The organism is Geobacillus sp. PK12, assembly GCF_004123125.1.
GTDB lineage: Bacteria > Bacillota > Bacilli > Bacillales > Anoxybacillaceae > Geobacillus > Geobacillus zalihae.
On record NZ_SDKL01000002.1, the window covers coordinates 81131 to 107594 of the forward strand.

Here is a 26464-nt window from a genome sequence, read left to right on the forward strand (position 1 = left end):
CCGTCCCTCCTTCGATGAAGGAGGGGGCCAAAAAAGCAGGGAAAGTGCGTTTTGGCGCGCAACGTGCCACATGCGCCTTCGGTGTGTTTCCGAAAAGGTAGGTGAAAAGCTGTGTGGACAGCGATGTTCAGTTCCGTCGAAGCCGGCTTGATTTACGCCGTGATGGCGCTCGGCGTCTATCTATCGTTTCGCATTTTGGATTTTCCCGATCTGACGGTTGACGGCAGCTTCGTCACCGGCGCGTCTGTCGCCGCCGTGCTCATTGTCAATGGAGCCAACCCGTTTGCCGCCTCAGCCGCGGCGCTTTTGGCCGGCTTTGCCGCCGGGGTGTTGACTGGGCTTTTGCATACGAAAGGGAAAATCAATCCACTGTTATCCGGCATTTTAATGATGATCGCTTTGTATTCGATCAATTTGCGCATTATGGGCAAATCGAACGTTCCGCTGTTGCAGCAGGAAACGGTCATCACAAAAATCACCGCCGCCTGGCGGCAAGCCGGATTGGATGCGGCGCTCAACCGACTTGTTTCCTTCACCGGCTTTGCGCCGCGGACATGGGCGGTGCTTGTGTCAATGGCGATTGTCGCGCTAATGGTCAAAGGGCTGTTGGATTGGCTGCTGAAAACAGAAGTGGGGATCGCCTTGCGGGCAACTGGAGACAACAAGCCGATGGTGGCGAGCTTTTCCGCCAACACCGATTGGTTGATCGTGTTTGGCCTTGGGCTGTCGAACGCACTTGTGGCGCTTTCCGGAGCGCTCGTCGCCCAGTACGGCGGATTCAGCGACGTCGGGATGGGAATCGGGATGATCGTTATTGGGCTCGCTTCCGTCATCATCGGGGAGGCTTTGTTTGGCGCCCGTTCGGTCGCACGCGCGACGTGGGCGGTCATCGGCGGCGCCATCGTCTATCGCCTCATTTTGGCGCTTGCGTTGCGCGTCGAGTTTTTGGAGACGGGCGATGTGAAATTGATTACTGCGCTCATTGTGATGATGGCGCTCGTCGTGCCCAACACGTTGGCGGCGCAAAAAGAACGGCAGAGGAAAAAGCGGAGGGTGCGGCAGTTGGAGAGGGGGGAAACCGTTGCTGGAGCTGAAACGAATTACAAAAGTGTTTAACGAAGGAACGGCTGACGAGAAAATCGCTTTGCGCGGCATTGATCTGACGCTTGCCCCCGGCGATTTCGTCACCGTCATCGGCAGCAACGGCGCCGGCAAGTCCACGCTCATGAACATCATTTCCGGACGGCTGTCTCCTGATACCGGCGAAGTGTGGATCAACGGCCGCGATGTAACCGCGCTCAAGGAGCATGCGCGCGCCCGCTACATCGGCCGCGTCTTTCAAGACCCGATGGCCGGCACCGCCCCGCATATGACGATTGAGGAAAATTTGGCGCTCGCCTACAACCGGACAAAGCGGCGCACGTTAAGCCTTGGCGTCACGAAGCAAAAGCGCGAGTGGTTTCGGGAGACGCTGCGAACGCTTCATTTAGGGCTTGAAGACCGGCTCGCCGCCAAAGTCGGACTTCTTTCCGGCGGGGAGCGGCAGGCGCTTTCCCTGTTGATGGCGACGTTTACAAAACCGGATGTGCTGTTGCTCGATGAACATACCGCCGCCCTTGATCCGGCGCGGGCGGAGTTGGTCACGGAGTTGACGAAGCAAATTGTTGAGCAGCACCGCCTGACGACGCTCATGGTGACGCACAACATGGAGCAGGCGATTCGCCTTGGCAACCGGTTGATCATGATGGATGGCGGGCAAATCATTTTTGCCGCAGAAGGAAAGGAGAAAGAAGAGCTGACGGTCGAGCGGCTGCTTGAGGCATTCCAACGCATCCGCGGCAGCCAGTTTGCGAGCGACCGCGCCGTGCTCAGCTCATAAAGGAAATGAGGTGTCCTTCTTTGGCTGGGGGACACCTCTTCTGTTCGGCCGGCCGGTCAGATATTTTGGGTTTCTCGCTGCGTCGCTTGTCGGTAGGCGGCTTGCAGCGCCTTCGTCACCGCCCCCGGCGCGCCGCTTCGGATCACCGTTTCGTCGACTTGAATAATCGGGATAATCGCTGACGTCGTGCTCGTTAAAAACAGTTCGTCCGCCTCCCTAAGGTCGTTGGTGGAAAACGCTTCTTCGACAAATGGAATGCCAAGCTCAGCGCAAAACTGCTTCACTTTCGTGCGGACGATGCCGTTTAAAATCCGTGCGGTGGCCGGATGGGTGTACACCGTTTCATTTTTGACAAGGAAAATGTTTGACGAGCTGCCTTCGGTTACGACGCCGTCGCGATGCAAAATCGCTTCAAACGCTCCGCGCTCAACCGCTTCTTGTTTCGCCAATACGTTGGGCAATAAGTTCAAGCTTTTAATGTAACAGTATTCCCAGCGGACATCTTTCGTCAAAATCGTGCGCACCCCATGTGTCATTTCCTCGGTTTTCCGCGCCATCGGCTGGATGTAGGCGTACAAGTTCGGCCGGTTTTCCGCCGGAAACGCATGGTTGCGCGGGAAGCTGCCGCGCGTCATTTGCAAATACAAAATCGCATCTTCCTGCACATCGTTGAGGCGGCGAAGCTCCTCAAGCTGTTCGATGAGCTCTTCGCAGCCAAACGGAACGGATAGGCGAATGGCGGCCGCTGAACGGTACAGCCGGTCAAGATGCTCGCGAAGCCAAACGTATGTTCCTCTATATAAACGGACGACTTCGTAGACGCCATCGCCGAATTGCAAGCCGCGCTCTTCCATCGGATACGTGACTTGTTCATAACGGAAAATGCCGCGGTCGGTTAATACATACGGTTTCACTGACATGGACGTGCACTCCCTTTCTGTTGCCGTCAATCATGAATCAGTTTGATTATATCATAGATTGGCCTCTCTCTGCGTTTGTCTCGTGTTTGGCGTGAGCAGAAACAATGGATGGACGTTCGGGTTGCGAAATGAGACGAATTTTTAGATAATAAAGTTATCAATCTATATAAGTTGCAATAAAGATTTTCCGATTGTTCGATTCTGTTTTCCTTCATAACAAGTCATTTTGATAGAATGCAGCGGGCGCTCTACTGGATGTAAAACAAAGTTTCAACTTATATGGTCAAATGGGGGGATGAATGAATGGAAACGACATGGGCAGCCGGCAAGATGGCGCCGTTTCGCCAAGGGGTGCAAGCAGGAGCAGCGATTGCCATCGGCTACATGCCGATCGCGCTGGCGTTTGGGCTGCTCGCCAAGACAACCGGACTGACGTTCGCCGAGACCGTGCTCATGAGCATCGTCGTCTTCGCCGGCGCCTCGCAATATATCTCATTAAGTCTGCTTGCCGCTGGCACCGGGGTGTTTGAAATCGTGTTGACGACATTCGTATTGAACATTCGCCATTTTTTAATGTCGGCGTCCCTTAATGAAAAGGCTGAGCCGGACGCACTTTGGAAAAAAGCGCTGTACGCCTTTGGCATTACCGATGAGACGTTTTCGGTGGCGGCGATGAAAGAAGGAACGATCAACGCCTCGTATATGTTTGGGCTCATTGCCATGGCGTATGGCAGCTGGGTCGTCAACTCGGGCATTGGTTATGCCGCTGGGTCCGGTTTGCCGGAAAGTTTGCAAGAAAGTATGTCCATTGCCTTGTATGCCATGTTTATCGGCTTGCTCGTTCCAGCGTTGAAAAAGCAGCGGAAAATCGTCTGGCTGGCGGGGCTGTCGGCTTTATTCAACTCGATCGGCACGTTTGCCCTTCACTTGTCGAAAGGCTGGTCGATCGTGTTGGCTACATTGTTGTCGGCCATCATCGTTCAATGGCTGACGAAGGAAGGGGGAAACGGCGGTGAATAGCGCGATCGTATGGATGATCATCGGCATGGGGATCGTGACGTATTTGCCGCGCCTGTTGCCGTTTGTGTTGCTCGGCGGCGTCGAGCTGCCGTCGTTTTGGCAAGGAGTGCTGAAAAATGTGCCGTATGCGGTGCTTGGGGCGCTCATTATTCCGGACGTTTTTTTCATCCAAGATGATCTTTCGTTCGGTGTCATCGGTTTTGTAGCGGCCGTCATCACAGCTTGGCTTGGGGCCAATGTCATGATCGTCGTGCTTGCGGCGGTTGCGGCGCTCAGCCTGTATTCGTTATTTGTTTAAAAAGGGAAGCGGACATCGCTTCCTCTTTTCCTTTTGCGACAGGTATGCAAACTTGCTGCATGGTTATGACAATTCCTCCATAATCGCCTCGTATACCTCATCGACATGAAATCGAGATGTCCCCATGCCGATTTGTTTGACGACACGCCCGTTGCGGCCAAGCAAGTAGGCGAGCGTCGTGTGTACGATCATGCCGTTGCCCGGGTCGCGGTATTGAAAGTGGAAGGCGTCCGCTACTTTTTTCGTGTCTGCTTCGCTGCCGCGCAAAAACACCCAACCTTGTCCGTCGCTCATGACTCCAAACGCATTGGCATATGTCTGCAGCTTTTCATTCGTATCGCGCGCCGGGTCGATCGTGATCGTGATGAATTCCACCTTGCTCCCAAATACCCCGGCTTTTTTTAGGCGATCGCGCAGTTTTGCCATTTGTGCTGTCGTATTCGGACAAAGATCCGGACAGTTTGTATAAATAAACTCGACAAGCCGCACTTTCGGCGGAAGGTCGCCAAACTCGTATGATTTTCCCCATGCTGTTTCCATCGTCACGTCATTTGGAAGCCGCATCGTCGATGGCTGGTAGACAGCAAAGTACAGGATGCCGACGCTGATGCCGATGATGACAAGAGAGGCAGCTAACGTATACCATTTTTTCACTATTCATCACTCCTCAATATGATCATATCAAAAAGATTAGCGAAAAAATCGCGATGTTTATGAACAATATGCGACTATTTTCCCAATTAAAAAAAGTTTCAAAAAAAGGCTTGCACTTTTGTTTTTCTGTTATATAATAAAATCGTAAATATAAACAATGTAATATAACAATAGAGAGATGGGGGAAGGAAAAATGGCGTCATTTGCTGAACGTGTCCGGCAATTAGAAGAAAGTTGGAAAAATGAGGAGCGCTGGAAAGGGATCGTCCGTCCGTACAGCGCGGAGGATGTCATTAAACTGCGCGGCTCGCTTGACATCGAGTATACGCTCGCTCGACGCGGGGCGGAAAAATTATGGAAGCTGCTTCATACAGAGGATTACGTCGCGGCCCTTGGCGCGCTGACCGGAAATCAGGCGGTGCAGCAAGTGAAAGCAGGCTTGAAGGCGATTTATTTAAGCGGCTGGCAAGTGGCGGCCGACGCCAACCTCGCTGGACAGATGTATCCGGACCAAAGCCTGTATCCGTCCAACAGCGTTCCGCATGTCGTCAAGCGAATCAATCAAGCGTTGCAGCGCGCGGATCAAATTCAATACTTAGAAGGCAGCGGGGACGTGGACTACTTTGTGCCGATCGTCGCTGACGCTGAGGCGGGGTTCGGCGGCCAACTGAACGTCTTTGAGCTCATGAAGGCAATGATTGAAGCCGGAGCGGCTGGCGTCCATTTTGAAGACCAGCTGTCATCGGAGAAAAAATGCGGCCATTTAGGCGGCAAAGTGCTTTTGCCGACGCAAACGGCGATTCGCAACTTGATTGCGGCGCGGTTGGCCGCCGATGTCATGGGGGTTCCGACGGTGCTCATCGCACGCACCGACGCGAACGCTGCTGACTTGATCACAAGCGACATCGACCCGCGCGATCAAGCGTTTATCACTGGAGAACGGACACCGGAAGGATTCTATCGCACAAGAGCCGGTTTGGATCAAGCGATCGCCCGCGGGCTTGCCTATGCGCCGTATGCCGACCTCATTTGGTGTGAGACGAGCGAGCCGAATTTGGATGAGGCGCGCCGGTTTGCCGAAGCGATTCATGAAAAATTCCCAGGCAAGCTGCTGGCGTACAACTGCTCACCGTCGTTCAACTGGAAGAAAAAATTGGACGACGAAACGATCGCCAAATTCCAGCAAGAGCTCGGCAAAATGGGATACAAGTTCCAATTTGTCACTTTGGCTGGCTTCCATGCGCTCAACTACAGCATGTTCGAACTGGCGCGCGGCTACAAAGAGCGAGGCATGGCGGCGTATGCCGAGCTGCAGCAAGCGGAATTTGCCGCCGAGAAGTACGGCTACACGGCGACGCGCCATCAGCGCGAAGTCGGCACGGGCTATTTCGACGAAGTCGCCCAAGTGATCTCTGGCGGCCAATCGTCAACAGTCGCTTTGAAAGGATCGACCGAAGAAGAACAGTTTACGACAGCTTAATGCAAACCGATCACAAACGAAGACGAAAGCCCGGCGTGGCCGGGCTTTTTTCGTGTATAAAAAGGAAAAAGATGGAGCATCCTATAAGACATAGGGAGGCGATGTGATGGAAAAGAATCAAGGCGACCTGCCGGAGCTGATGCCCGCTGAGTTTCGCGTCAGCACGGATCTTCATGTTGAGCAATGGTTGATGGATGAAGAGACGTATGCTGGCGACTCGGTCGGCGAGCATACCGCGTTGGAACAGGCGAATGAATATTTAGCGTCCAAAGAAATCGGTCAAACGTTTGAAAACTCTTAGAACACCCATGACGATTGTCATGGGTTTTTTTAATAGATTTTTTGCAAAATATAGAAAAATATAACTTCTGATGGTATGATAGGAGTAGTGGGTGAGTTGATTAAGAGAGGAGACGAACGGATGAAAGTCAATGAATTCATTGTCTTGGAGCAATTCATCGTAAGCCGTTATACGATGGCGATTCTCCCATACTTTTTAAACAGCGATGTGTATGCGAAAGTCATTGAGGAGGACGGCGAATATATCATCAAACAAACGCCGATGGACATTATTAAACATAGTTGCGATTACTATGGAAGCAGCTTTCAAGGGAGAAAAGAAGGAACAAAAGCCGTCATTGGCATCACCCATAAAGCGCCGATCGCCATTGAACCAGCCAATGAAATTTACGTATTTCCAACCGCCTCTCCGCGTGACTCCCGCTGCGTTTGGCTCTCGCACATGCACGTTTATCGGTATGAGCCTGCCAAATATGAGCGGACCATCGTTTATTTCCGCAACGGAAAAAGCATATCCCTCGATGTTTCCTGCAAATCGTTCATCAACCAGTTATACCGAACGGCTCAACTGCGGACAAAATTATCCGAGCGGATGGAAGCGAGGGAGCGCAAACTCCAATACATATTTCGCATGCAGCAAGAAAAACAGAGTTAGCTGAATAAATTGATAAAAATGGTTTTTCCTAAAGATGAGTTCAAATTAGGCGCCTGGACGTGTAAAATAAAGATATAAACGGCATTTGAATGGGGAATAGACATGGATATGGAAACAATCAAACAATGGTTCACGCTCGACAGCATCCTTTCCCTGCTCGAACAATACCGCTCTTTCGGCGTGCTTCCCGGCATCGCAGCGACGTTGCTTGAGTCGTTTTTTCCCATTTTGCCCATGTTCGTCTTCGTGATGGCGAACGCAGCGGCGTTTGGACTATGGAAAGGGTTTCTGATCTCTTGGCTAGGCGCTTCACTTGGCTCGCTCATCGTGTTTTGGCTGACGCGGAAAGTGGGGCAGAAGCGTTTTTTTCACTTTGTCCGCCGCCACCCGAAAGTGCGGCAGTTTATGCATTGGATTGAGCGACACGGATTTGGTCCGCTGTTTTTGTTGTATTGCTTTCCGTTCACCCCATCGGCGCTTGTCAATATTGTTGCCGGACTGTCGCGCATCAGCCGCCAGCAGTTTGTATTGGCGGTGCTGCTAGGAAAGATGATCATGGTGTTTACCATCAGTTTTATCGGCTATGACTTGAAGGCGCTCATCCGTCAGCCGCTGCGCACGGCGATGATCGCCGCAGTCGTTCTGTTGCTTTGGTACGCCGGAAAACGGGTGGAAGCGCGATTTTCGTTGACGGAAGAACAAGGCGGCGAGGAGGGCGGGGAGTGACCAAGCAAAAAGAAAAACGAGGCCGCCGATGGCCATGGTTTGTTGCCGTTTGTGTTGTCGCCACGCTTCGGTTGTTCGTGTTCAGCAATTACGTGGTGGAAGGAAAATCGATGATGCCGACGCTAGAGAGCGGCAATTTGCTGATCGTCAATAAGCTTTCCTACGACATCGGGCCTATTCGCCGGTTCGACATTATCGTTTTTCACGCCAACAAAAAGGAAGATTACGTCAAGCGGGTTATCGGCCTGCCTGGCGATCGGATCGCGTACAAAAATGACATCTTGTATGTCAACGGAAAAAAAGTTGACGAACCGTATTTGCGCCCGTATAAGCAAAAGCTGCTTGACGGCAGGCTGACCGGGGATTTTACGCTTGAGGAGGTGACCGGGAAAACACGGGTGCCTCCCGGCTGCATTTTCGTTCTTGGCGACAACCGGCTTAGCAGCTGGGACAGCCGCCATTTTGGGTTTGTCAAAATCAACCAAATTGTCGGCAAGGTGGACTTTCGCTACTGGCCGTTTAAACAGTTCGCCTTTCAATTTTAACCTTAATCTCGAAAGAAGTCTTCCGCTTCTATAACGAAGTGAAGCTTCAGAGACCAATAAATGGATCCTTCGAAGCGAGGTTGTTCAGTCGTCCGACAGTCGCTGACATGTCGGCTGGATCCACAAAAAGAAACAAACGTTAACGTTTCAGATTGCCTCTATATAACCCGCGGCCGGAAGGGCGTTTTTTTCTTCCCAAAAGCGAACATACGTGCTAAAATAAAACAAATAAAGGAAACGAATGGTGGTGGATACAATGTCGCTGCGGTTTTTGCTCGGACGGTCAGGAAGTGGGAAAACGGCTGTCTGCCTCGAAGAAATTCGCCGCCAGTTGCAAGAGGATCCAAAAGGAAGGGTGATCGTCTATCTCGTTCCGGAGCAAATGACATTTCAATGCGAATACGCGTTGATACATACCGAGGGAGTGGACGGGATGATTCGCGCCCAAGTGTTCAGCTTCACCCGTCTCGCTTGGCGCGTGCTGCAGGAAACAGGCGGCATGACCCGGTACCACATTCATGATGTTGGCGTGCAGATGATGATCCGCAAAATTATTGAGCAACGCAAACAAGAGCTGAAACTGTTTGGCCGCGCGGCGGACAAACATGGGTTTATCGAGCAGCTGAACGAAATGATCACCGAATGCAAACGGTATTGCCTGACGCCGGGCGAACTCCGCCGACATGCTGAGGCGTTCGAGGATGGGCCTGATCAACCGGGCCGCCGCTTGCTCGCTGACAAGTTGAGCGATGTCGCGCTTGTGTATGAGGAACTTGAGAAAAGTCTTTCCGGCCACTATCTTGATTCGGAAGATTATTTGCGCTTGCTCGCTGAGCATATTCCGCGCTCAAGTTATTTGCGGGATGCCGATATTTACATCGACGGCTTTCATCATTTCGCGCCGCAAGAATATATGATCATCGAACAGCTTCTTCGCCATTGCCGGCGCGTCACCGTTTGTTTGACGATCGACCGCCCGTATGACGACGGAATGCCGGACGAACTTCATCTCTTTTATTTGCCGGCGCAAACGTACCGCCAGCTGAGGGAGTTGGCGCTAAGCAATGACATTGCGATCGAAGAGCCGATCGTGCTTTCGGCCAACCGACGCCATGAAGACAGGGCGCTCGTTCATCTTGAGGCGCAATTTCACCGACGCCCGTTGCTTCCATATGGTGCAAAGACCGATGCCGTCCATCTTTATGAGGCGTCCAATCGCCGAGCGGAAATCGAAGCGGTCGCACGCGAAATCATCCGCCTTGTCCGCGATGAAGGGGCGCGCTATCGCGACATTGCGCTGATCATCCGCCAGACGGAGGCGTACCGCGATCTGGTAAAAACGGTGTTTTTTGATTTTGGGATCCCGTATTTTATGGATGAAAAAGAACCGATGCACCACCACCCGCTCATTGAACTCGTGCGCGCTGCCTTAGAGACGGTCGTGACGCGTTGGCGATATGAAGCGGTGTTTCGGGCGGTGAAAACGGATTTGCTTTTTCCAACGGACGGCGATCTGCACATGTGGCGCGAGGCGGCCGACAAGCTCGAAAACTATGTGCTTGCTTACGGAATCAAAGGGGATAAGTGGACAAACAATGAGCGCTGGGCGTATCGGCGCTATCAGGCGCTTGACGGTTTGAACGTACCACAAACGGATGAAGAGCGGCAGTTTGAGGACATGCTCAATGAATGGCGCGAGGCGTTGGCCGCTCCGCTTCGCCGGTTGGAGCGCCGTCTGCGCCGGGCGGAGGACGGACGCGGGTTTTGTATGGCATTATATCTGTTTTTGGAAGAATTGCAGATTCCAAAAAAACTAGAGAAAATGAGCGCGCAAGCGGAAGCGGACGGCCGCCTCGTTGAAGCGCGCCAGCATGAACAGGCGTGGAACGCCGTCGTCGATTTGCTTGACCAATATGTAGAAATGCTCGGGACAGAATCACTGCCGCTCGCTGAGTTTGTCAAGATTATCGAGGCTGGGCTCGATCGGTTGGAGTTCTCCCTTGTGCCGCCGGCGATGGACCAGGTGATCGTCGCTCAGCTTGATCGCTCTCGTTTAATTGACATCAAGTATGCGTTCGTCATCGGCGCCAACGATGGCGTTATTCCAGCGAAAGTGAAGGAAGACGGGCTGATGGCGGAAGTGGAGCGCGAGCAGCTGCGTGAGTTGGGGGTGGCGCTCGCCCCAGGGGGACGGGAGCAGCTGTTTTATGACCCGTTTTTTGTCTACTTGGCACTTGTTTGTCCGAGCCGGCGGCTGTATGTTACATATCCGCTTGCTGATGGAGAAGGGAAAGCGTTGATGCCGTCGCCGCTCATCAAGCAGCTTACGGAACTGTTTCCGCATGCGCCGGTGCATCTGTGCGGCAACGACCCGTTCGACGCCCCGGCAGAAAAAGCAGAGGCGTTCGTGACCGCGCCGCGGGCGACGCAAACGTATTTGATCAGCCAGCTCCGAGCATGGAAGCGCAACTACGGCATCGATCCGCTTTGGTGGGATGTGTATAACACGTTCATCGGCCATCGGGACTGGAAGGAGCAGGTGCGGCATGCCGTCTCCGCGCTCTTTTATACAAACGGAGCGACGCCGCTCAAAAAACAGTGGAGCCAGCGGCTGTACGGCAAAAAAATTCAGGCGAGCGTCTCGCGCATGGAGCAGTTTCAAAAATGCCCGTACGCCCATTTCGCATCGCATGGGCTGCGGTTGAAAGAGCGCAACGTTTTCCGACTTGAGGCGCCGGATGTTGGGCAATTGTTCCATGCCGCCATCAAGCAAATCGCCGACCGGCTGCGCGAACAGCATCTTGATTGGCGCGAACTGTCAAGACCAGACTGTGAACGGCTGTCGGCCGAAGCGGTCGAGCGAATCGCCCCGCTCATCCAGCAGCAAGTGCTCTCAAGCTCTCATCGCTATGAATATATGAAACGAAAATTGAAACACGTCGTTGCCCGTACAACCCATGTGTTAAGTGAGCATGCGCGGGCGAGCGGTTTCGTTCCGATCGGACTTGAGCTGTCATTCGGCCCCAATGGCGACCTGCCGCCGCTTCGGTTTCGGCTGCCCGACGGAACAGTGATGGAGCTTGTTGGGCGGATCGACCGCGTCGATAAGGCGGAAAGCAGCCAAGGAGTGCTTCTGCGCATTATCGATTACAAATCGAGCGCGAAAACGCTCGATTTGACGGAAGTATATTACGGCCTGGCGCTGCAAATGTTCACCTACCTGGACATCGTGCTGACATATGCCGAACAGCTCGTCGGCCAGCCGGCCTTGCCAGCCGGGGTGCTTTATTTTCACATCCACAATCCGATCGTTCAAGCGAAGCAATGGGTGGATGATGAGGTGGAAATGGCGAAAAAGTTGCTTGAACCGTTTCGGATGCGCGGACTGTTGCTCGCTGACGTCGAGGCGATCCGGTTGATGGACAACCGAACGGAAGACGGACAATGGTCGCTGATTGTGCCCGCTCAGCTTACGAAAAGCGGATCGATCCATTCGCGTTCGTCGGTGGCGAGTCCATCCGACTTTGCCGCGCTCCGCCAGCATGTCCGCCGTTTGTTCATCGACATCGGCGGGCAAATCGCCGACGGCGTCGTGTCGATCGCCCCGTACAAGTTGAAAGATAAAACAGCGTGCGAGTTTTGCGTCTTCAAACCGGTCTGCCAATTTGATGAGGCACTCTCCGGCAACGAATACCGGAAGCTTGCCCCGCAAACGAAGGAAGCGGTCATCGAAAAACTAGCGGAAGGGAAGGAAGGATAAATGAACGCCACGATTCGCCCGAAGCCGGCTGGGAGCCGATGGACGGATGAACAATGGAAGGCGATCGCCGCGGGCGGCCGAGACATTCTTGTCGCCGCGGCGGCCGGATCCGGGAAAACGGCCGTTCTTGTCGAGCGGATCATTCAAAAAGTGACGGCGGAAGAAGGAGCGGTCGATATCGACCGGCTGCTTGTCGTTACCTTTACCAATGCGGCAGCCGCGGAGATGAAAGCAAGAATCGGTGAGGCGCTCGAGCGGGAATTGGCCAAGCGTCCGCATTCGCTCCATTTGCGGCGCCAGCTCAGCCTGCTTCCCCGCGCCGCGATCTCGACGCTCCATTCCTTTTGCTTGGATGTCATTCGCAAATATTACTATTTGCTCGATTTGGATCCGTCGTTTCGCATCGCGGATGAAACGGAAATCGAGCTGTTGAAAGAGGATGTCCTTGAAGAGCTGCTTGAGGAGGAATACGGAAAGCCGGACAACGAGCGGTTTTTCGCCGTCGTGGATGCCTATACGGGCGACCGGAGCGACGCCGAGCTGCAGGAGATGATTGTCGCCCTTTATGAATTTTCCCGCTCCCATCCGGAACCAGATGAATGGTTGGCCGGTTTGGCCTCGATGTATGACGTCGATGAACGGACGGATATCAAGACGCTGCCAGCAGCCCGCTATATCGCGCAACATGCCGCGATGGAGCTGGCGGCGGCCAAACGGCTGATCCGAAGGGCGCTTGAGCTCGCCGAAGAACCGAGCGGGCCGCGGCCGTATGCCGAGCGGCTGCGCGAAGATCTGGAGATGATCGTCAAGTTAGAGGCGCAACTTTCCGGGCCGTGGGCCGAGCTGCATCGCGCGCTAAAGGCGCTGTCGTTTGGGCGGCTGCCGGCCTGCCGCGGCAAGGACTATGACGAGCGGCTGATCGACGAAGCCAAATCGCTGCGCGATCAGGCGAAAAAGAAAGTGGAGGCGCTGCGCGACAATGTGTTTTCGCTCGATCCATCCGTTTGGCTCCGCCATATGAGGGAAATGAAGCCGATCGTTGAAACGATCGCTAACCTTGTCCGCCGTTTTGCCGTCATGTTCCAAGCGGCGAAACGGGAAAAAGGAATCGTTGATTTTTCTGACTTGGAACATTATTGTTTGCATATTTTGCGGCGGCGCGATCCGGAAACGGGCGAATGGCAGCCTTCCTCCGCCGCCTTGGAATACCAGGCGCAGTTTGATGAAGTGCTTGTTGACGAGTATCAAGATACGAACCTCGTTCAAGAAGCGATTTTGCGGATGGTAAAAAAAGGAAGTGAACGAACAGGCAATTTGTTTATGGTCGGCGACGTGAAACAGTCGATTTACCGATTCCGCCTTGCCGAGCCGATGCTGTTTTTGGACAAATACAAACGATTCACCGCCGACGGGGAAGAAGGGGGGATGAAAATCGACCTCGCGAGCAACTTCCGCAGCCGCCGCGAAGTGCTTGACGGGACGAATTTTCTGTTTGCGCAACTCATGGGGGAAACCGTCGGCGAAATGGTTTACGACGAAGCGGCGCAGCTGAAATACGGCGCCGATTACCCGGAAGGGGAGGATGCGGCGCCGGAAGTCATGATCATCAACCGGCAGCGTGCGGCGGAAGAGGACGAAGAGGAAGCGGCTGAATGGGAAGCGGCGGAGCTCGAGGCGCGGCTGATGGCGAAAAAAATCAAAGAGATCGTTTCCGCTCCGTTTTATGTATACGATCGTTCGAGCGGGCAGCCGCGGCGCGCCATGTACCGTGACATCGTCATCCTTGTCCGCTCGATGACGAATGCGCCGCAGATGATCGAGCAGTTGCAGGCGCAAGGCATCCCGGCGGCCGCGGATTTGTCATCCGGCTATTTTCAGGCGACGGAAATTTCGATCATGCTCTCACTGTTAAAAGTGATCGACAACCCGCACCAAGACATTCCGCTCGCCGCGGTGCTCCGGTCGCCGCTCTTTCGTTTTGACGAGAATGAGCTCGCCATGATTCGCCTCGCCGATCCAAAGGGCACGTTTTATGAAGCGCTCTGTTCGTTTCGGCAAAAGCCGGCGGAAACAAAAGAGGAGGCCAACGCCCAAAGGAAAGCGGCGGCTTTCTTAGAGCGGCTCGAGGGCTGGCGTACGATGGCGCGCCGCCGCTCATTAGCTGATCTCATTTGGCAGCTGTACCGCGATACGCAATTTTACGATTTTGTCGGCGCACTGCCGGGCGGCAGGCAACGGCAGGCGAACTTGCGCGCTTTGTACGACCGCGCGCGGCAGTACGAGTCGACGTCGTTTCGCGGCTTGTTTCGCTTTCTTCGCTTCATCGAGCGGCTGCAAGAGCGCGGCGACGATTTAGGGGCGGCCCGGCCGCTCGGCGAGCAGGAAGACGTCGTGCGCATCATGACGATTCACAGCAGCAAAGGATTGGAATTTCCGATCGTGTTTCTCGCTGGGCTGGCTCGTCCGTTTCATACACGTGATTTGCACCACCCATATTTGCTCGATAAAGAGCTGGGCTTTGCCGCCCGCTTTGTCCACCCGCGGCTGCGCATCAGTTATCCGACGCTGCCGCTGCTTTCCATCCAAACGAAAAAGCGGCTTGAACTGCTCGCTGAGGAGATGCGCATTTTGTATGTCGCGCTCACAAGGGCAAAAGAGAAGCTGTATTTGTTGGCGTCGGTCAACGATGCGGCCAAGGAGATTGAAAAATGGAAAAGCGCTGCTTCGGAACGCGGCTGGCTTCTCCCCGACGATGTGCGGGCTTCGGCCCGCTCCTACTTGGATTGGATCGGCCGGGCGCTCATCCGTCATCGGGATGGGGGGGCGCTTGCGGGAACGAAGGCGCCTGAAGAGGTCGCCTCTCACCCGTCTGTATGGCGTGTCGCCATCGTGCCGGCCGCCGATTTGCGCGGCGCAGAGGCTGCGAGGGAGGAGATGGATGGCGGCGTGCTTCTTGCCCTCGAACAAGGCCGACCCGTTCCCGTAGAAGGAGGGTGGCAGAAGGAGGTCAAACGCCGCTTGTTGTGGCGGTATTCGTATGAGAAAGAAACGGCCGTGCGCGCCAAGCAATCGGTGTCAGAACTCAAAGAACAGCGCGCGCTCTTTGGCGAGCAAGCGGACGAATGGCGGCCGCGCCAAGGGACGGCTCCGGTGTTTTCCCGGCCGCGTTTTATGCAGGAGAAAACGTTGACGCCGGCCGAAAAAGGGACGGCGCTCCATGTCGTCATGCGCCATCTCGATTTGCAAGCGCCGCTTGATGAATCGTGGATCCGCAGTCAGATCGTCCGCCTTGTCGAAAAAGAGCTGCTGTCGGCAGAACAAGCAGAGGCGGTCGATCCAGCGGCCATCGCTGCCTTTTTCACTGCAGATCTTGGCCGCCGCCTTTGCGCCGCCCGCGAAGTGCACCGTGAAGTGCCGTTCAGCTTGGGGCTTAAAGCGGCTGAACTGTACGGCGGCGAAGGGACGGAAAGCGGCCGGCGCGTCCTCGTGCAAGGGGTGATCGACTGCGTGTTTGCCGACGAATGCGGCTATGTGATGATTGACTATAAAACGGATGAAGTCGTCCACCGTTTTGCTGGGCAAAAGGAAGAAGCGGCTCGTTTTCTGCTCGGCCGCTACGGGACGCAAATGCGCTTGTACCGGCGGGCCATCGAGCAAATTTGGCGTGCGCCGGTGGCGGAATGCTATTTGTATTCGTTTGACGGCGGGTTTGTTGTGGCTGTTGAGTGATGCAAGGGGGGAAAGAGAGAATGCGGATTTTGCATACCGCGGACTGGCATTTTGGGAGAACGCTCGAGGGGCGGAGTCGGATGGCCGAGCAAGAGGCATTTGTTGATGAGCTTGTGGAGATTGTCAAGAAAGAACAAATCGACATCATCCTTGTGGCCGGCGATGTATTCGACTCCGTCAATCCGCCGGCGGCTGCGGAACAACTGTTTTATGAAAGCCTCGCCCGCCTGTCCGACAAAGGACGCCGCCCGGTGGCAGTCATCAGCGGCAACCACGACCACCCCGACCGGATCAGCGCTGCCCGGACGTTGATGTGTGCGCACAACATTTTTCTTTTCGGCCGCCCGCAAGCGGCTGTTTGCCGGATTGACGTTCCATCGTGCGGCGAAACGATGATGCTTGCTCCGTTGGCCTATCCGTCCGAATCGCGCCTCGCCGAGCTGTTGTCATCCGACTGTAAAGAGACGACGATGCGCGATCGGTACGATGACCGCATCCGCGCCCTATTAGCGGCGATGGCCGCCTCGTTCACGGCGGAGACCGTCAATATCGCGATGAGCCATCTTTACGTTGCCGGCGGACGTACGTCCGATTCCGAGCGGCCGATTGAAGTCGGCGGCGCTTATACGGTGGCGGCTGAGAGCTTGCCGAAAGCCGCGCAATATGTGGCGCTTGGCCATCTGCACCGGCCGCAGGATGTCAAGCAGGCAAAGACGGCGGCGCGCTATTCCGGCTCGCCGTTGGCGTACAGCTTTTCCGAAGCCGGTCAAGCCAAATCGGTCACGGTCGTTGACGTGCATCCAGGCGGGGCGGCCAAGGTGGCGGAGATACCGCTCGTTGCCGGCAAACCGCTCATCCGTTGGAAGGCGACAGAGGGGCTCGCTCAAGTATACCGCTGGTGTGAGGAAGGAAGAGACCGATCAAGCTGGATCGATTTGGAGATTCATGTGACCGAGTCGTTGACAATGGAAGAAATTGATCGGCTGCGTAAGCTTCATCCCGGATTTGTCCACATTCGCCCGGTGCTTCCCAATCGGGTGGAAGAGATGATGGAAATGAGCCGCGAGCCGCTTTCACTTGAAGAAATGTTTCACCGCTTTTACGAACGGCAGACTGGGGGACAAACGCCGGATGAAGAGCTCGTCCGCCTCTTTTTGGAGCTGGCGGCGGAAGAAGAGAAGGAAGGGGAGGGAGAATGAAGCCGATCTCGCTGACGATCGCCGGGCTTCATAGCTTTCGTGAAAAGCAGACGATCGATTTCACCGCACTGTGTGAGGGCGGTGTGTTCGGCATTTTCGGGCCGACTGGAAGCGGCAAATCAACGATTTTAGACGCCATGACGCTCGCCTTGTTCGGCAGCGTCGAGCGGGCGGCCAACCGCACGCAGGCGATCATCAACCACGCGGAGCAAGAGTTGTTTGTCTCGTTTACGTTTGAGCTGGAAAATGCGGCAGGAGCGAAACGGTATACAGTCGAACGAAGCTTAAAAAAAGTGGACGAATGGCGGACGCGCAGCGCCGTTTGCCGCCTGATCGAGCATCGGTCCGAGCCGGTCGTGCTCGCCGATAAACTGTCGGAGGTGGACAAGGCGATCGAGCAATTGCTCGGCTTGACGATGGAGGATTTCACCCGGGCGGTCGTCTTGCCGCAAGGAAAATTTGCCGAATTTTTATCGCTCAAAGGGTCGGAGCGGCGGCAAATGCTGCAGCGCCTCTTCCATCTTGAGCGGTATGGCGATCAGTTGAATAAAAAGTTGAAAGACCGGCTTGCCGCCGCTCGGCAAGAATGGGAAAAAATCGAAGCGGAAAAAGCGGGGCTTGGCGATGCTTCAAAAGCAGCGCTCGAGCAGGCAGAGGCGGATGTGCGGGAGCTCGCGGGGCTGTTTGCCAAGCGAAAAAAAGAGCTTGAGGAAGTCGAAGCAGATGTGGAACGAACAAAACAACGATGGGCATGGCAGCAAGAAAAAGAAGCGGTCGAACAAGAGCTCGCCGCGCTGCGCCAACATGAATCCTCCATCCGCGAGCTTGAGGCGAAAAAGGAGCGCGCCGAGCAAGCAGAGCGCATCTGGCCGTATTGGGAGCAGTGCGAGCAGGCATGTCGCTTGCGGGCAGAGGCGTTTCGTCGGTATGAAGGACTGGCGCGTCGGTTAGAAGAAGCCCAATTGAGCTATGAAGAAGCGGCGCGGCGTTATGAACGGGCGCGCCAAGAAAAGGCGCAGCGCGAACCGGAATTGCTCGTCCAGATGGAACGGCTGCGGCAGGCGGCGCAGCTTGAGCAGCAAATGGAAGTGCTTGGACAGGAGCTCGCAGCTCTTCGTGAAGAGAGGAAGCGACTCATTGCCCAGGAGAAGGCAGCTGCACGCCGGTTTGAAGAGGCGTCGGTCTGGTATGAGCGCGGCGCGAAGCGGCAGCGGGAGTTGAAAGAAGAACTGAAACAGCATGAAGAGGCGCTGGATGGAAAAGATGAGGCAGAGCGGGCGTACAGGCAGAAGCAGCATATTGAGCAAGCGGCGTCAGCCATCGCTCGCGTCGATGCCCAACTTCAGCAAAAGGAGGCCGTTTGGCGTCGGGCGAAAGAGGAAAAGTTGGAGCGGGAACGCCGATCAGCCGCTGTCGGCTCCCGGCTTCAAGAGCTGTTCCGGCGTGTGGAGCGGACGTATCGTTTCGTCTGCTGGCGGCAGCAGGACGCTGAAAAACAATTGTATACGTTGCAGAAAACCATGGAGGCGGAGCGACAGCGAGCCGAAGAAGCGCGGACGGCGCAACTCGCCTCCGCCTTGGCTGAGCGGCTCCGTCCCGGCGAGCCGTGTCCAGTGTGCGGATCGCGCGAGCATCCGCATCCGGCCGCCGCACCGCACGATGTCCAACTTGAGCGTCTGTCCGAGCTTGAGGCAGAGCGGCAGCGGTATGAACAAGATTGGCAAATGATCATTTCGTTCAAGGCGCAGCTCGAGCAGCTTGCCGAGCTGGCGGCAGGCCATGAAGCGCCGCCTGTGTTTGCCGAAAGCCGATCGGTGGAGGAGGTCGTCGACCTCACTGTGGAAGTGCGGGCGCTTGCGCAAGATGTCATTGAATTGAAAGAAGCGGCCTACCGGGTGCTTGCCCAATGGAATGAAGCCGAGTCAGCGCGGCGCGAAGCGGAGAAAGCGTGCCAATGGATAGCGGCGGACATCGAAGCGCTGCAAGTTGAAAAGCAGCGGCTGGAGGAAGAGCGGCGGCAACTTGAACAGCAATGGCGGCAGATGTATCCTTTCCATTCGCTTGAGACGATCGATACGGTGTATGAACAGCTGTGTGAACTGGAAAACGTGCGGCGCGACGTGCAAAAACGGCTGGAGGACAGCGTGCTGTTTTTAGAGGAAAAACAGCGGGCGAAAGAGGAAGCGGCCAAAGAGCGGAGCCGGCTTGAGACGGAGCGGGTGCGTCTTGACTCGCTGATTAGTGCCAAACAGCAGCAATGGAACGAATATGAGCGGCAACGGGGCGAGAAGGCGGGGGAAGGTCCTGCGGCCGTGCAGCTTCAGAAGGCGGAGGACGAATGGCGCCAGCTGCAAAACGGCGAGCAACAGGCGTATGAGGCCTGGCAGCGAGCCCAGCGGGAATATCAAATGCTTGAAAGCGAAACAAAAGCAGCCAAGCAGGCGTGGGAAGAAGGCGTCCGCCGCGAAGAAGAGGCGCTCGCTCGCTGGCGCGGCGCGCTTTTGGACACCATGTTTGCCGATGCCGAACAAGTCAAGCAAGCAAAGGCGGAAAAAGCGCAGCGAGATGAATGGGATGAGGCAATCCGCCGCTATTGGCGCCAAATCGGGCAAGCCGAACATCGCCTCGCCCAGCTGGCCGCCGCCATCGGGGGGGCGACGGTGAGCGCTGAACAATGGGAGACGATGCAGCGTGTATACGCCGAGTTGAAGGGGCAAGTGGAGGCGATGACGCAGCAGCTTGGGGCGGCTCAAGCGAAGGTGGAAGAGTTGAGAAAAAAACATAGCCGCTTTGTTGAACTGGAGGAGAAGCAGACGGAGCTCAGCCGGCGCATCGAGCGGTATAAACAGCTGCAGGCGCTGCTTCGCGGCAACAGCTTTGTCGAATTTATGGCTGAAGAGCAGCTCGAGCAAGTCACCGCCATGGCTTCGGAACGGCTGCAGCGGCTGACACGGCACCGGTATTCGCTCGAATTGGATTCGCAAGGCGGGTTTCTGATCCGTGATGATGCCAATGGCGGCGTCAGACGGCCGGTATCGACGCTCTCGGGTGGGGAGACATTTTTGACGTCACTGTCGTTGGCGTTGGCGTTATCGGCGCAAATTCAGCTGCGCGGCGAGTATCCGCTCCGCTTTTTCTTCTTGGACGAAGGGTTTGGCACCCTCGATGCTGAGCTGCTTGAGACGGTCATTTCCGCCTTGGAAAAGCTGCATACCGAGCGGCTGGCGGTCGGCGTCATCAGTCATGTACAAGAAATTCGCCACCGTCTGCCGCGACGGCTCATCGTCGAACCGGCTGAACCGTCCGGACGCGGCACGCGTGTCTGGCTGGAAATGATGTGAATGGCTCGCCCGTTGAGCTGAACGGGCTTTAGGGGAATAATGGAGAGAGGCGGTCGCAAAAGGTTGGTTTCCTTTCGATCAAGCACAATGTATGGTTTTTTAGATATAGAGGTAAATAAGCAAAGGTGTCCGGATCCTTTTGGGACACCTTCTCTTTTTGGTTTCGGCAGCGTTCGGCTGATAAGGTTGATGTTGGCAAATGAAAGGTGAGGGGATTCGTTTTCTGCAACGTTCAGTTGTTGGCGGCCACGTTTTGGTCGGATACATCCGGATCAAACGCGTTTGTAAAGCTGATCGCGTTGTTCGTCATCACAAAATCGCCGGTGTTGAACCCGCCGGATCCGGCTTGCGTTTTCGTGGCGACTTTCGGCGCGATGTACAGACAGTCGCCCATTTGGACGACAGCTCCGCTGCTGACGTTGTTGATTTTAATCGGGCCGACAAACGAAGGCATTATAAATCCCTCCCTCTTGTTGGCGCGCTCGACTCAGAGCCGACCAGCTGGCGGATATGTTTAATTCTTGCCTCTGCCTCCGCTGTCGAGGTCGAGCCGATATGGACGATGGCGGACGAAGAAATGGCGAGCACGCGCACAGACTGAACGGAAATGACCGGGGACTCATGGAGCGTTTGGCGTGCAGCTGTCGGCGGTGGAGAAGTCCAGCGCGGGATCGGCTTCGCAAAAACAGGGAATATTTGTTCTCCTTCTGGGCCAAAAAACAGTTCATATTGCCGCTGAACGGCAAAGGCGCGCGTGCGGGCGGAAATTCGCTCTGAGTCGCCGATTTGCAGCACAGAGCTAATGATGAGCGTTTCGGCATGGAACGTTTGCACAACTGACGTTCGTTTCACGGCGTATCCCCTCGGGCCGGCACGAGCGGGACGAACGGGCCGATGATAAGCGATTCCGGTGGTGTGTCAAACGCGGATGACAAGTGAATCGCATCGGCGTCGCCGATTAAAAACAGCGAGGCACTGGCGACGGCCACGAGGCGGATGTCGCCAACATGCAGATGACGATTGATCACTGTATAATTCACGTCTATCCCTCCTTTGAAGGCAAATGTTTCAAAAACGCATCGAGCGATTGTTCGATATCGGCTTTCACTTTTTGAAAAATTTCATTTTCGACTGCTTCATCGCGGTCGCCGGACGGAACGTAGCCATGGTTGGCTTTCTCTTGCAAATAGAAGCGGATGCGTTCGTCTGTTTGCCGGGCGATGTCTTGCAAAATGAACTGGCGGTACGTATCGTCGAGGCGGCGGCCGTATTGCTGCTCAAGGCGTTTTAACGTTTCCGACGCTTCCCCGTTGAGATAGGCGGCTACTTTTTCTTGAATCGGGCGCATCAGCACCGGTTCCGGCTTTGGAATTACGGTTTTGACCGGTTCGACGGCAAAGTCTTCAATTGTACCGCCGGCTCCGGACGGAGCGATCCCGATGTTTAGCGTTCCTTCGAGCGTTTCCACTTTGAGCTGGTCAAATTTATATTCAATTCGTTCGATCGATGTGCGCGGCTGAGCCTCCATTTCCCGAAGCCGGGCTTCGAGTGCGTGGAGACGGCGTTCCAGAGCCCGTATTTTTTTTGTTTGCCATAATAAATAGCGGTGCAGCTTGACGAAATACTCGTAAATGCTCATTGTGCACCATCATCCTCTCCAAAGAGCCCTCTTACTTCAATATATGGACGGCCTTTCGCTCTCATCACTTTTTTTCGCTGAATTTAGCGGGTGGCTGAATGGAGAGGAACGAGAGGAGCGGATGCACCGGGCGGCACGGTCGCCTGTGGGGCCGAACCGGTGAATCCGCCGGTGTTGGCAAGCGTTGAGAGCGCTTGAATGCTTCCGGCGCTGCCGATTTGCAAAACGGATGAATTGGTGACCGAGCCGATCCGCAACTGGTGGATGCAGATGCTTTGGCTGATGTAAACGTGCACCCTCCTTCTCCTCCTTCAAACGTTTCCGACGACATTTTCATCGGCGACATCGGCGTCATTCGTATTGGTATTGCTGTAATAGTTATAGATATGAAGCCCGTCGCCGGTGTTAAACGAACCGGCGCCAGCGAACGTTTTCGTCACGCTTTGCGGGGAAATCGCAAACACATCGCCAATATGGAACACGCCGCTGCTTCCGATGCTGTTCAGTTTGACGACTCCGACAAAAGCCGGCATGTGGGCATGCTCCCTTCCATGTTTTCTTCGTTGATACTAGTGTATGGGCGCAAGCTGCGAAACGTTCGCTTTAATTGTTGGCGGCATTATTTGAGTCGAACACATCCGGATCGCCGTTGTTTGTAAAGCTGACGAACGTATTCGTCTGCAGGAAGTCCCCGTTGTTGCCGCCGCCTGAGCCGGTATTGGATTTCAACGTGCTCTTTGGTGTGATTTGCAAGACGTCGCCGAAATTCACCGTGCCGTCGCCGCTGACATGGGTGATTTTAATTGGACCGCTGATAAATGAAGGCATGAAGAGCCCCCTCCTTTTTCGTCGTGTCGCTATCGTTATTGTATGAAAACGGAGAAAAAACGGTTCAATGCGGGGCGAGAGTCCAATTGAGGAAAGCAGCTCCCGCGTATGATAAAGAAAGGGAACGGGCAGAAAGGAAGGGGAAAGGGGATGCCAGCAATCGTCATTGGTGGGCTCAAAGTGACGAACGTAAGCGGCAATGGCACTGTCAACATGGGCGATGTGCTGCAAATCGCTCCGAAAAGCACCACGAAGTCAAACTCAGGTGCCGGCGGCGGCAATACTGGCGATTTCTTGCAAACGAATACGTTTTGCAGCGTCACGAATACGGTCGATCCGGACGTCTCCGACGCCGGGGTGAAAGGAAATAACTAGCGGTTGTCGAGACGATTCGCCTAGCATTCGTTTTTGGGAAAAAAGAAGAAACTGGGTTCTTTTTTGGCGCAATGGAGCGGACTAGCCAAGAAAGAGGGCTGGCTTCAAAAGTCATTTTACGACTTTTGGGATGGCCCTCTTTTTCTTTATGCCATCTTTGTTATATAATACAATTGTGAATTTTCTAAAACATAAAACAGGGGGATGGGAGAATGAATGCGCCGCTCGTGCTCCATCACTTTTTCGATCGCGCCGTGGCTCTCTATGGGGACAAGACAGCCATGATTTGTTCGGGGCGGACGGTGACGTATCGTGAGCTTGGCGAACGGGTGTCGAGACTCGCCAACGGGCTGCGGGGGCTTGGCGTTCGCAAAGGCGACCGTGTGGCGTACTTGGCGCCCAACACGCTCGAGATGCTCGAAGGGTTTTACGGTGTGTTTGAAGTGGGAGGGGTGATGGTGCCGCTGAATACGCGGCTGAAACCGGATGATTACGTTTTTATTTTGAATCACAGCGAAAAACGAAAGTGTTGTTTGTGGATCAGGAGCTGTATGGGCTGATTGCACCAGTCAAAAACAAGCTTGAAACGGTCGAGGAGATCATTGTCCACCATAAAACAGAGGCGGCGATTGATGAAACCGCTTACGATGAATGGCTCGCCGCCCAGTCGTCAGCGCCGGTTCCGCGCCCGATGATCGATGAGAATGATATATGCAGCTTGCTATATACAAGCGGGACGACAGGCAACCCAAAAGGAGTCATGCTGACGCATCGGAACAACTATTTGCATGCGCTTGTGACGATGCACCATTTGCGTGTGTCCGACCGCGATACGTATTTGCATGTGTTGCCGATGTTCTACGTCAACGGCTGGGGGGCTCCGTTTTATTACACCGCCAACGGGGCAACGCAAATCGGTTTGCGTAAAGTCGATCCGAAAGTCATTTTTGATCTTGTCAAGGAACATCAGGTGACGGTTATGCATATGGCTCCGACTGTGCTCAATATGTTGCTGCAATATTATGAGCAATATCAACCAGATGTCCCGGAAGGCGTGCGGGTCGTCATCGCCGGTTCTGCGCCGCCGCCGGCATTTGTCGCACGCGTTGAGGAAAAGCTCGGCTGGGAGTTTATCCAGGTGTACGGCATGACCGAATCATCTCCGCTCAGCACGATTTCGCTCATTCGTCCGCAGCTTGACGGACTGCCTGTGGAGCAAAAGCAGCGGATCAAGGCAAAAGCCGGCTATCCGATGATCGGCTGTGAAGTGAAAGTGGTCGATGAAAACGGCGACGAAGTGCCTCATAATGGCCGGACGATCGGCGAGGTGATCGTCCGCAGCCATGGCGTCATGAAAGGATATTGGAAAAACGAAGAAGCAACCGCCGCAACGATCCGCGACGGCTGGCTGTATACCGGCGATATGGCGACCGTCGATGAATACGGGCATATTGATATCGTTGACCGGAAAAAGGATATTATTATTAGCGGAGGGGAAAATATTTCGTCGATTGAAGTCGAAGGTGCGCTTTATGAACACCCTGCTGTGCTTGAGGCAGCCGTCATTGCCGCGCCGCACGAAAAATGGGGAGAAACGCCGCATGCGTTTGTCGTCGTCCGCCCAGGGCACAATGTGACAGAGGAAGAGCTGATCGCCTTTTCTCGGGAAAAACTGGCTCATTTCAAAGCCATTACAGGCGTTACGTTTGTCGATGAGCTGCCGAAAACAGCCTCCGGAAAAATTCAGAAAGTACACTTGCGCCGCCAATATTGGGATGCAATTGGAAAATCGGGCCGCTATGTCAACTGATGATACAGGCATGCGCCTTCAGACGGGCAGAGGAGAGCGCGTCGAATGAAATGGATAAGGCGGCGGGCGTGCCGGCAAGGCGGTAAAGCGTCGCCGATTGCGCAGACGGCTAGGCGGTAGAAAGAAGGGAGAAAGCGATGATCAGATCGCCCGAGCGAATCGCCGCGGCCGATGTGCTGCGTGGATTCGCTTTGCTTGGCATTTTGCTTGTCAACATGCGTTATGTTTCCTCGCCGGCGTTATACGACGACGGCGTCAAGGGCAGTGATTTTGACCGAGTTTTCGTTGCCGTCGTGGATGTGTTGTTTGAAGCGAGCGCGTATCCGCTGTTTGCCTTTTTATTCGGCTTTGGCGCCGTGATGATGTTCCGCCGGCTCCAAAGCCGCGGGGAGCGGCCGATTCCGATTCTGTTGCGCCGCTTCTTTCTTTTGCTTGGGATTGGCATTGCTCATGCGTTTGGCCTTTGGTTTGGCGATATTTTAATCCCCTACGCCCTCGCCGGGTTCATCATGCTTTTCTTTTTCGCCGCCCCGCCTCGTTGGTGGCGGACGGCGGCTGTTGCCGTCTTTTTTCTTTTTCACGGCCTCATGGCGCTGTTGTTAACTCTCAATGTGTTGACCGGAGAAATGGAGACAGCCGGCGGCCACGAGACCGCGGCGGCCGCGGCGGTTCGCCATTATCGAAACGGAACGTTTCGTGACGTGTTTTGGCAACGGTGGAACGACTGGATGTATATCAACGGCGATGGAGGGCTTTTGCTTACGGTGTTGACCGTGCTGCCGTTTTGTTTGCTTGGCGGCTATGCCGCCGACCAACGTTGGCTTGAAGCCGACCGTCACTCGCCTGCGAAGCTGCGCCGCCTGATGAGGTGGGCGCTATGTTTTGGTTTAGCACTGAAAACCATTCCGTATTGGGCTGCGGCCAACGACTTGACCATGTACATCCAAGACAGCTTCGGAGGCGCCGCTTTGGCGGTGTTTTACGCGGCGGCTGCCGTGTTTGTCTGCCGGAAACCAAGTTGGCAGCGCGCTTGGCGGTGGTGGCAAGACGTCGGGAAAATGTCGCTCACCCATTACCTCGCGCAATCGCTCGTTTGCACGTCGCTGTTTTATGGTTATGGGCTTGGGTGGTATGGACGCACAAGCGCATGGCAGGAGATGTTGATTGCGTTTGCCTTGTATGCAACTCAAGTGTGGATAAGCCGCTTTTGGTTTGCGCGTTTTCATTATGGCCCGATTGAGTGGATGTGGAGGTGGGGAACATACGGAACGCGGCCGCCGTTTCGCCGCCGGCCGGGGCAATAAAA

General features: G+C 54.9%; 24 protein-coding genes and 1 pseudogene. 16 read left to right on the top strand and 9 right to left on the bottom strand.

Annotated features, from left to right (window positions below):
* The first annotated feature begins 123 nt into the window (after nucleotides 1-123).
* Together ETR37_RS00835 and ETR37_RS00840 are read left to right on the top strand one after the other, a co-directional pair.
* Nucleotides 124-1116, top strand: coding sequence for an ABC transporter permease (locus ETR37_RS00835; RefSeq protein WP_033006390.1), 993 nt, complete (start codon nucleotides 124-126; stop codon nucleotides 1114-1116).
* The gene (locus ETR37_RS00840) at nucleotides 1082-1879 is read left to right on the top strand and encodes an ABC transporter ATP-binding protein (protein WP_013146218.1); all 798 of its coding nucleotides are present in this window, start codon (nucleotides 1082-1084) and stop codon (nucleotides 1877-1879) included. The genes ETR37_RS00835 and ETR37_RS00840 overlap by 35 nt, the downstream gene beginning before the upstream one ends.
* A 56-nt stretch (nucleotides 1880-1935) precedes the next feature.
* On the opposite strand, the gene dat is transcribed toward ETR37_RS00840, so the two are convergent.
* Entirely contained in the window at nucleotides 1936-2799 is an 864-nt protein-coding gene (gene dat / locus ETR37_RS00845) for a D-amino-acid transaminase (protein ID WP_033006388.1), read from the bottom strand.
* A 303-nt stretch (nucleotides 2800-3102) separates the two neighbouring features.
* On the opposite strand from dat, the gene ETR37_RS00850 reads away from it, so the two are divergent.
* Together ETR37_RS00850 and ETR37_RS00855 are read left to right on the top strand one after the other, a co-directional pair.
* Nucleotides 3103-3819, top strand: a complete 717-nt coding sequence (locus ETR37_RS00850) for an AzlC family ABC transporter permease (protein WP_020755018.1) — start codon at nucleotides 3103-3105, stop codon at nucleotides 3817-3819.
* On the top strand, nucleotides 3812-4117 hold the full coding sequence (locus ETR37_RS00855; protein WP_060788462.1) for an AzlD domain-containing protein: 306 nt from the start codon (nucleotides 3812-3814) through the stop codon (nucleotides 4115-4117). The genes ETR37_RS00850 and ETR37_RS00855 overlap by 8 nt, the downstream gene beginning before the upstream one ends.
* A 63-nt stretch (nucleotides 4118-4180) precedes the next feature.
* Here ETR37_RS00855 and ETR37_RS00860 read toward each other — a convergent pair whose 3' ends face one another.
* Entirely contained in the window at nucleotides 4181-4771 is a 591-nt protein-coding gene (locus tag ETR37_RS00860) for an SCO family protein (RefSeq protein WP_013523073.1), read from the bottom strand.
* Between the two features lie 193 nt (nucleotides 4772-4964).
* Between ETR37_RS00860 and aceA the strand changes: the two genes are divergently transcribed.
* From aceA to ETR37_RS00905, 9 genes are all read left to right on the top strand, one after another.
* Nucleotides 4965-6251 carry an isocitrate lyase gene (gene aceA / locus ETR37_RS00865; RefSeq protein WP_033005585.1) on the top strand — a complete coding sequence of 429 codons (1287 nt, stop codon included), beginning with the start codon at nucleotides 4965-4967 and terminating at the stop codon, nucleotides 6249-6251.
* Nucleotides 6252-6357: 106 nt separating this feature from the next.
* Complete coding sequence (locus ETR37_RS00870; RefSeq protein WP_013146212.1) at nucleotides 6358-6552, top strand: hypothetical protein; 195 nt, start codon at nucleotides 6358-6360, stop codon at nucleotides 6550-6552.
* A 120-nt stretch (nucleotides 6553-6672) separates the two neighbouring features.
* A complete protein-coding gene (locus ETR37_RS00875) occupies nucleotides 6673-7206 on the top strand; it encodes a competence protein ComK (RefSeq protein ID WP_013146211.1) in 534 nt (177 codons plus the stop codon).
* 102 nt (nucleotides 7207-7308) lie between these two features.
* The gene (locus ETR37_RS00880) at nucleotides 7309-7932 is read left to right on the top strand and encodes a TVP38/TMEM64 family protein (protein WP_013146210.1); all 624 of its coding nucleotides are present in this window, start codon (nucleotides 7309-7311) and stop codon (nucleotides 7930-7932) included.
* Nucleotides 7929-8477 carry a signal peptidase I gene (gene lepB, locus ETR37_RS00885; protein WP_011230183.1) on the top strand — a complete coding sequence of 183 codons (549 nt, stop codon included), beginning with the start codon at nucleotides 7929-7931 and terminating at the stop codon, nucleotides 8475-8477. The genes ETR37_RS00880 and lepB overlap by 4 nt, the downstream gene beginning before the upstream one ends.
* Nucleotides 8478-8733: 256 nt before the next feature.
* Nucleotides 8734-12237, top strand: a complete 3504-nt coding sequence (gene addB / locus ETR37_RS00890) for a helicase-exonuclease AddAB subunit AddB (protein WP_278248157.1) — start codon at nucleotides 8734-8736, stop codon at nucleotides 12235-12237.
* Nucleotides 12238-15966, top strand: a complete 3729-nt coding sequence (addA, locus tag ETR37_RS00895; RefSeq protein WP_129446782.1) for a helicase-exonuclease AddAB subunit AddA — start codon at nucleotides 12238-12240, stop codon at nucleotides 15964-15966. It begins immediately after the preceding gene.
* 20 nt (nucleotides 15967-15986) lie between these two features.
* Entirely contained in the window at nucleotides 15987-17165 is a 1179-nt protein-coding gene (locus ETR37_RS00900) for an exonuclease SbcCD subunit D (protein ID WP_011230186.1), read from the top strand.
* Nucleotides 17162-20506, top strand: coding sequence for an SbcC/MukB-like Walker B domain-containing protein (locus ETR37_RS00905; protein WP_129446783.1), 3345 nt, complete (start codon nucleotides 17162-17164; stop codon nucleotides 20504-20506). Before ETR37_RS00900 ends, ETR37_RS00905 begins: the two co-directional genes overlap by 4 nt.
* A 232-nt stretch (nucleotides 20507-20738) precedes the next feature.
* On the opposite strand, the gene ETR37_RS00910 is transcribed toward ETR37_RS00905, so the two are convergent.
* The 7 genes from ETR37_RS00910 to ETR37_RS00940 form a co-directional block, all read right to left on the bottom strand.
* A complete protein-coding gene (locus ETR37_RS00910; RefSeq protein WP_011230188.1) occupies nucleotides 20739-20960 on the bottom strand; it encodes a spore germination protein in 222 nt (73 codons plus the stop codon).
* On the bottom strand, nucleotides 20960-21358 hold the full coding sequence (locus ETR37_RS00915) for a spore germination protein GerPE (RefSeq protein ID WP_063192134.1): 399 nt from the start codon (nucleotides 21356-21358) through the stop codon (nucleotides 20960-20962). The genes ETR37_RS00910 and ETR37_RS00915 overlap by 1 nt, the downstream gene beginning before the upstream one ends.
* On the bottom strand, nucleotides 21355-21546 hold the full coding sequence (locus tag ETR37_RS00920; RefSeq protein WP_013146202.1) for a hypothetical protein: 192 nt from the start codon (nucleotides 21544-21546) through the stop codon (nucleotides 21355-21357). Before ETR37_RS00920 ends, ETR37_RS00915 begins: the two co-directional genes overlap by 4 nt.
* A 2-nt stretch (nucleotides 21547-21548) precedes the next feature.
* Complete coding sequence (gene gerPC, locus ETR37_RS00925; RefSeq protein WP_011230191.1) at nucleotides 21549-22145, bottom strand: spore germination protein GerPC; 597 nt, start codon at nucleotides 22143-22145, stop codon at nucleotides 21549-21551.
* 83 nt (nucleotides 22146-22228) lie between these two features.
* Nucleotides 22229-22441, bottom strand: coding sequence for a spore germination protein GerPB (locus ETR37_RS00930; protein WP_011230192.1), 213 nt, complete (start codon nucleotides 22439-22441; stop codon nucleotides 22229-22231).
* Nucleotides 22442-22456: 15 nt separating this feature from the next.
* Complete coding sequence (locus tag ETR37_RS00935; protein WP_011230193.1) at nucleotides 22457-22678, bottom strand: spore germination protein; 222 nt, start codon at nucleotides 22676-22678, stop codon at nucleotides 22457-22459.
* A 70-nt stretch (nucleotides 22679-22748) separates the two neighbouring features.
* Nucleotides 22749-22973, bottom strand: coding sequence for a spore germination protein (locus tag ETR37_RS00940; RefSeq protein WP_013523084.1), 225 nt, complete (start codon nucleotides 22971-22973; stop codon nucleotides 22749-22751).
* Between the two features lie 150 nt (nucleotides 22974-23123).
* Here ETR37_RS00940 and ETR37_RS00945 point away from each other — a divergent pair, with 150 nt between their 5' ends.
* The 3 genes and pseudogenes from ETR37_RS00945 (at nucleotide 23124) to ETR37_RS00955 (ending at nucleotide 26462) form a co-directional block, all read left to right on the top strand.
* Nucleotides 23124-23348, top strand: coding sequence for a spore germination protein (locus ETR37_RS00945; RefSeq protein ID WP_013146199.1), 225 nt, complete (start codon nucleotides 23124-23126; stop codon nucleotides 23346-23348).
* A 212-nt stretch (nucleotides 23349-23560) separates the two neighbouring features.
* Nucleotides 23561-25158 (top strand): annotated as a pseudogene (locus tag ETR37_RS00950) (fatty acid--CoA ligase).
* Nucleotides 25159-25295: 137 nt separating this feature from the next.
* Complete coding sequence (locus tag ETR37_RS00955) at nucleotides 25296-26462, top strand: DUF418 domain-containing protein (RefSeq protein WP_020755039.1); 1167 nt, start codon at nucleotides 25296-25298, stop codon at nucleotides 26460-26462.
* Nucleotides 26463-26464: the final 2 nt, after the last annotated feature.

Bases quoted from the DNA above. Each gene is read 5' to 3' on its own strand.
- ETR37_RS00835 (WP_033006390.1), top strand. From the start codon at position 124: ATGTTCAGTTCCGTCGAAGCCGGCTTGATTTACGCCGTGATGGCGCTC.
- dat (WP_033006388.1), bottom strand. From the start codon at position 2,799: ATGTCAGTGAAACCGTATGTATTAACCGACCGCGGCATTTTCCGTTAT.
- ETR37_RS00850 (WP_020755018.1), top strand. From the start codon at position 3,103: ATGGAAACGACATGGGCAGCCGGCAAGATGGCGCCGTTTCGCCAAGGG.
- aceA (WP_033005585.1), top strand. From the start codon at position 4,965: ATGGCGTCATTTGCTGAACGTGTCCGGCAATTAGAAGAAAGTTGGAAA.
- ETR37_RS00870 (WP_013146212.1), top strand. From the start codon at position 6,358: ATGGAAAAGAATCAAGGCGACCTGCCGGAGCTGATGCCCGCTGAGTTT.
- ETR37_RS00875 (WP_013146211.1), top strand. From the start codon at position 6,673: ATGAAAGTCAATGAATTCATTGTCTTGGAGCAATTCATCGTAAGCCGT.
- ETR37_RS00880 (WP_013146210.1), top strand. From the start codon at position 7,309: ATGGATATGGAAACAATCAAACAATGGTTCACGCTCGACAGCATCCTT.
- addB (WP_278248157.1), top strand. From the start codon at position 8,734: ATGTCGCTGCGGTTTTTGCTCGGACGGTCAGGAAGTGGGAAAACGGCT.
- addA (WP_129446782.1), top strand. From the start codon at position 12,238: ATGAACGCCACGATTCGCCCGAAGCCGGCTGGGAGCCGATGGACGGAT.
- ETR37_RS00900 (WP_011230186.1), top strand. From the start codon at position 15,987: ATGCGGATTTTGCATACCGCGGACTGGCATTTTGGGAGAACGCTCGAG.
- ETR37_RS00905 (WP_129446783.1), top strand. From the start codon at position 17,162: ATGAAGCCGATCTCGCTGACGATCGCCGGGCTTCATAGCTTTCGTGAA.
- ETR37_RS00910 (WP_011230188.1), bottom strand. From the start codon at position 20,960: ATGCCTTCGTTTGTCGGCCCGATTAAAATCAACAACGTCAGCAGCGGA.
- gerPC (WP_011230191.1), bottom strand. From the start codon at position 22,145: ATGAGCATTTACGAGTATTTCGTCAAGCTGCACCGCTATTTATTATGG.
- ETR37_RS00935 (WP_011230193.1), bottom strand. From the start codon at position 22,678: ATGCCGGCTTTTGTCGGAGTCGTCAAACTGAACAGCATCGGAAGCAGC.
- ETR37_RS00940 (WP_013523084.1), bottom strand. From the start codon at position 22,973: ATGCCTTCATTTATCAGCGGTCCAATTAAAATCACCCATGTCAGCGGC.
- ETR37_RS00945 (WP_013146199.1), top strand. From the start codon at position 23,124: ATGCCAGCAATCGTCATTGGTGGGCTCAAAGTGACGAACGTAAGCGGC.
- ETR37_RS00955 (WP_020755039.1), top strand. From the start codon at position 25,296: ATGATCAGATCGCCCGAGCGAATCGCCGCGGCCGATGTGCTGCGTGGA.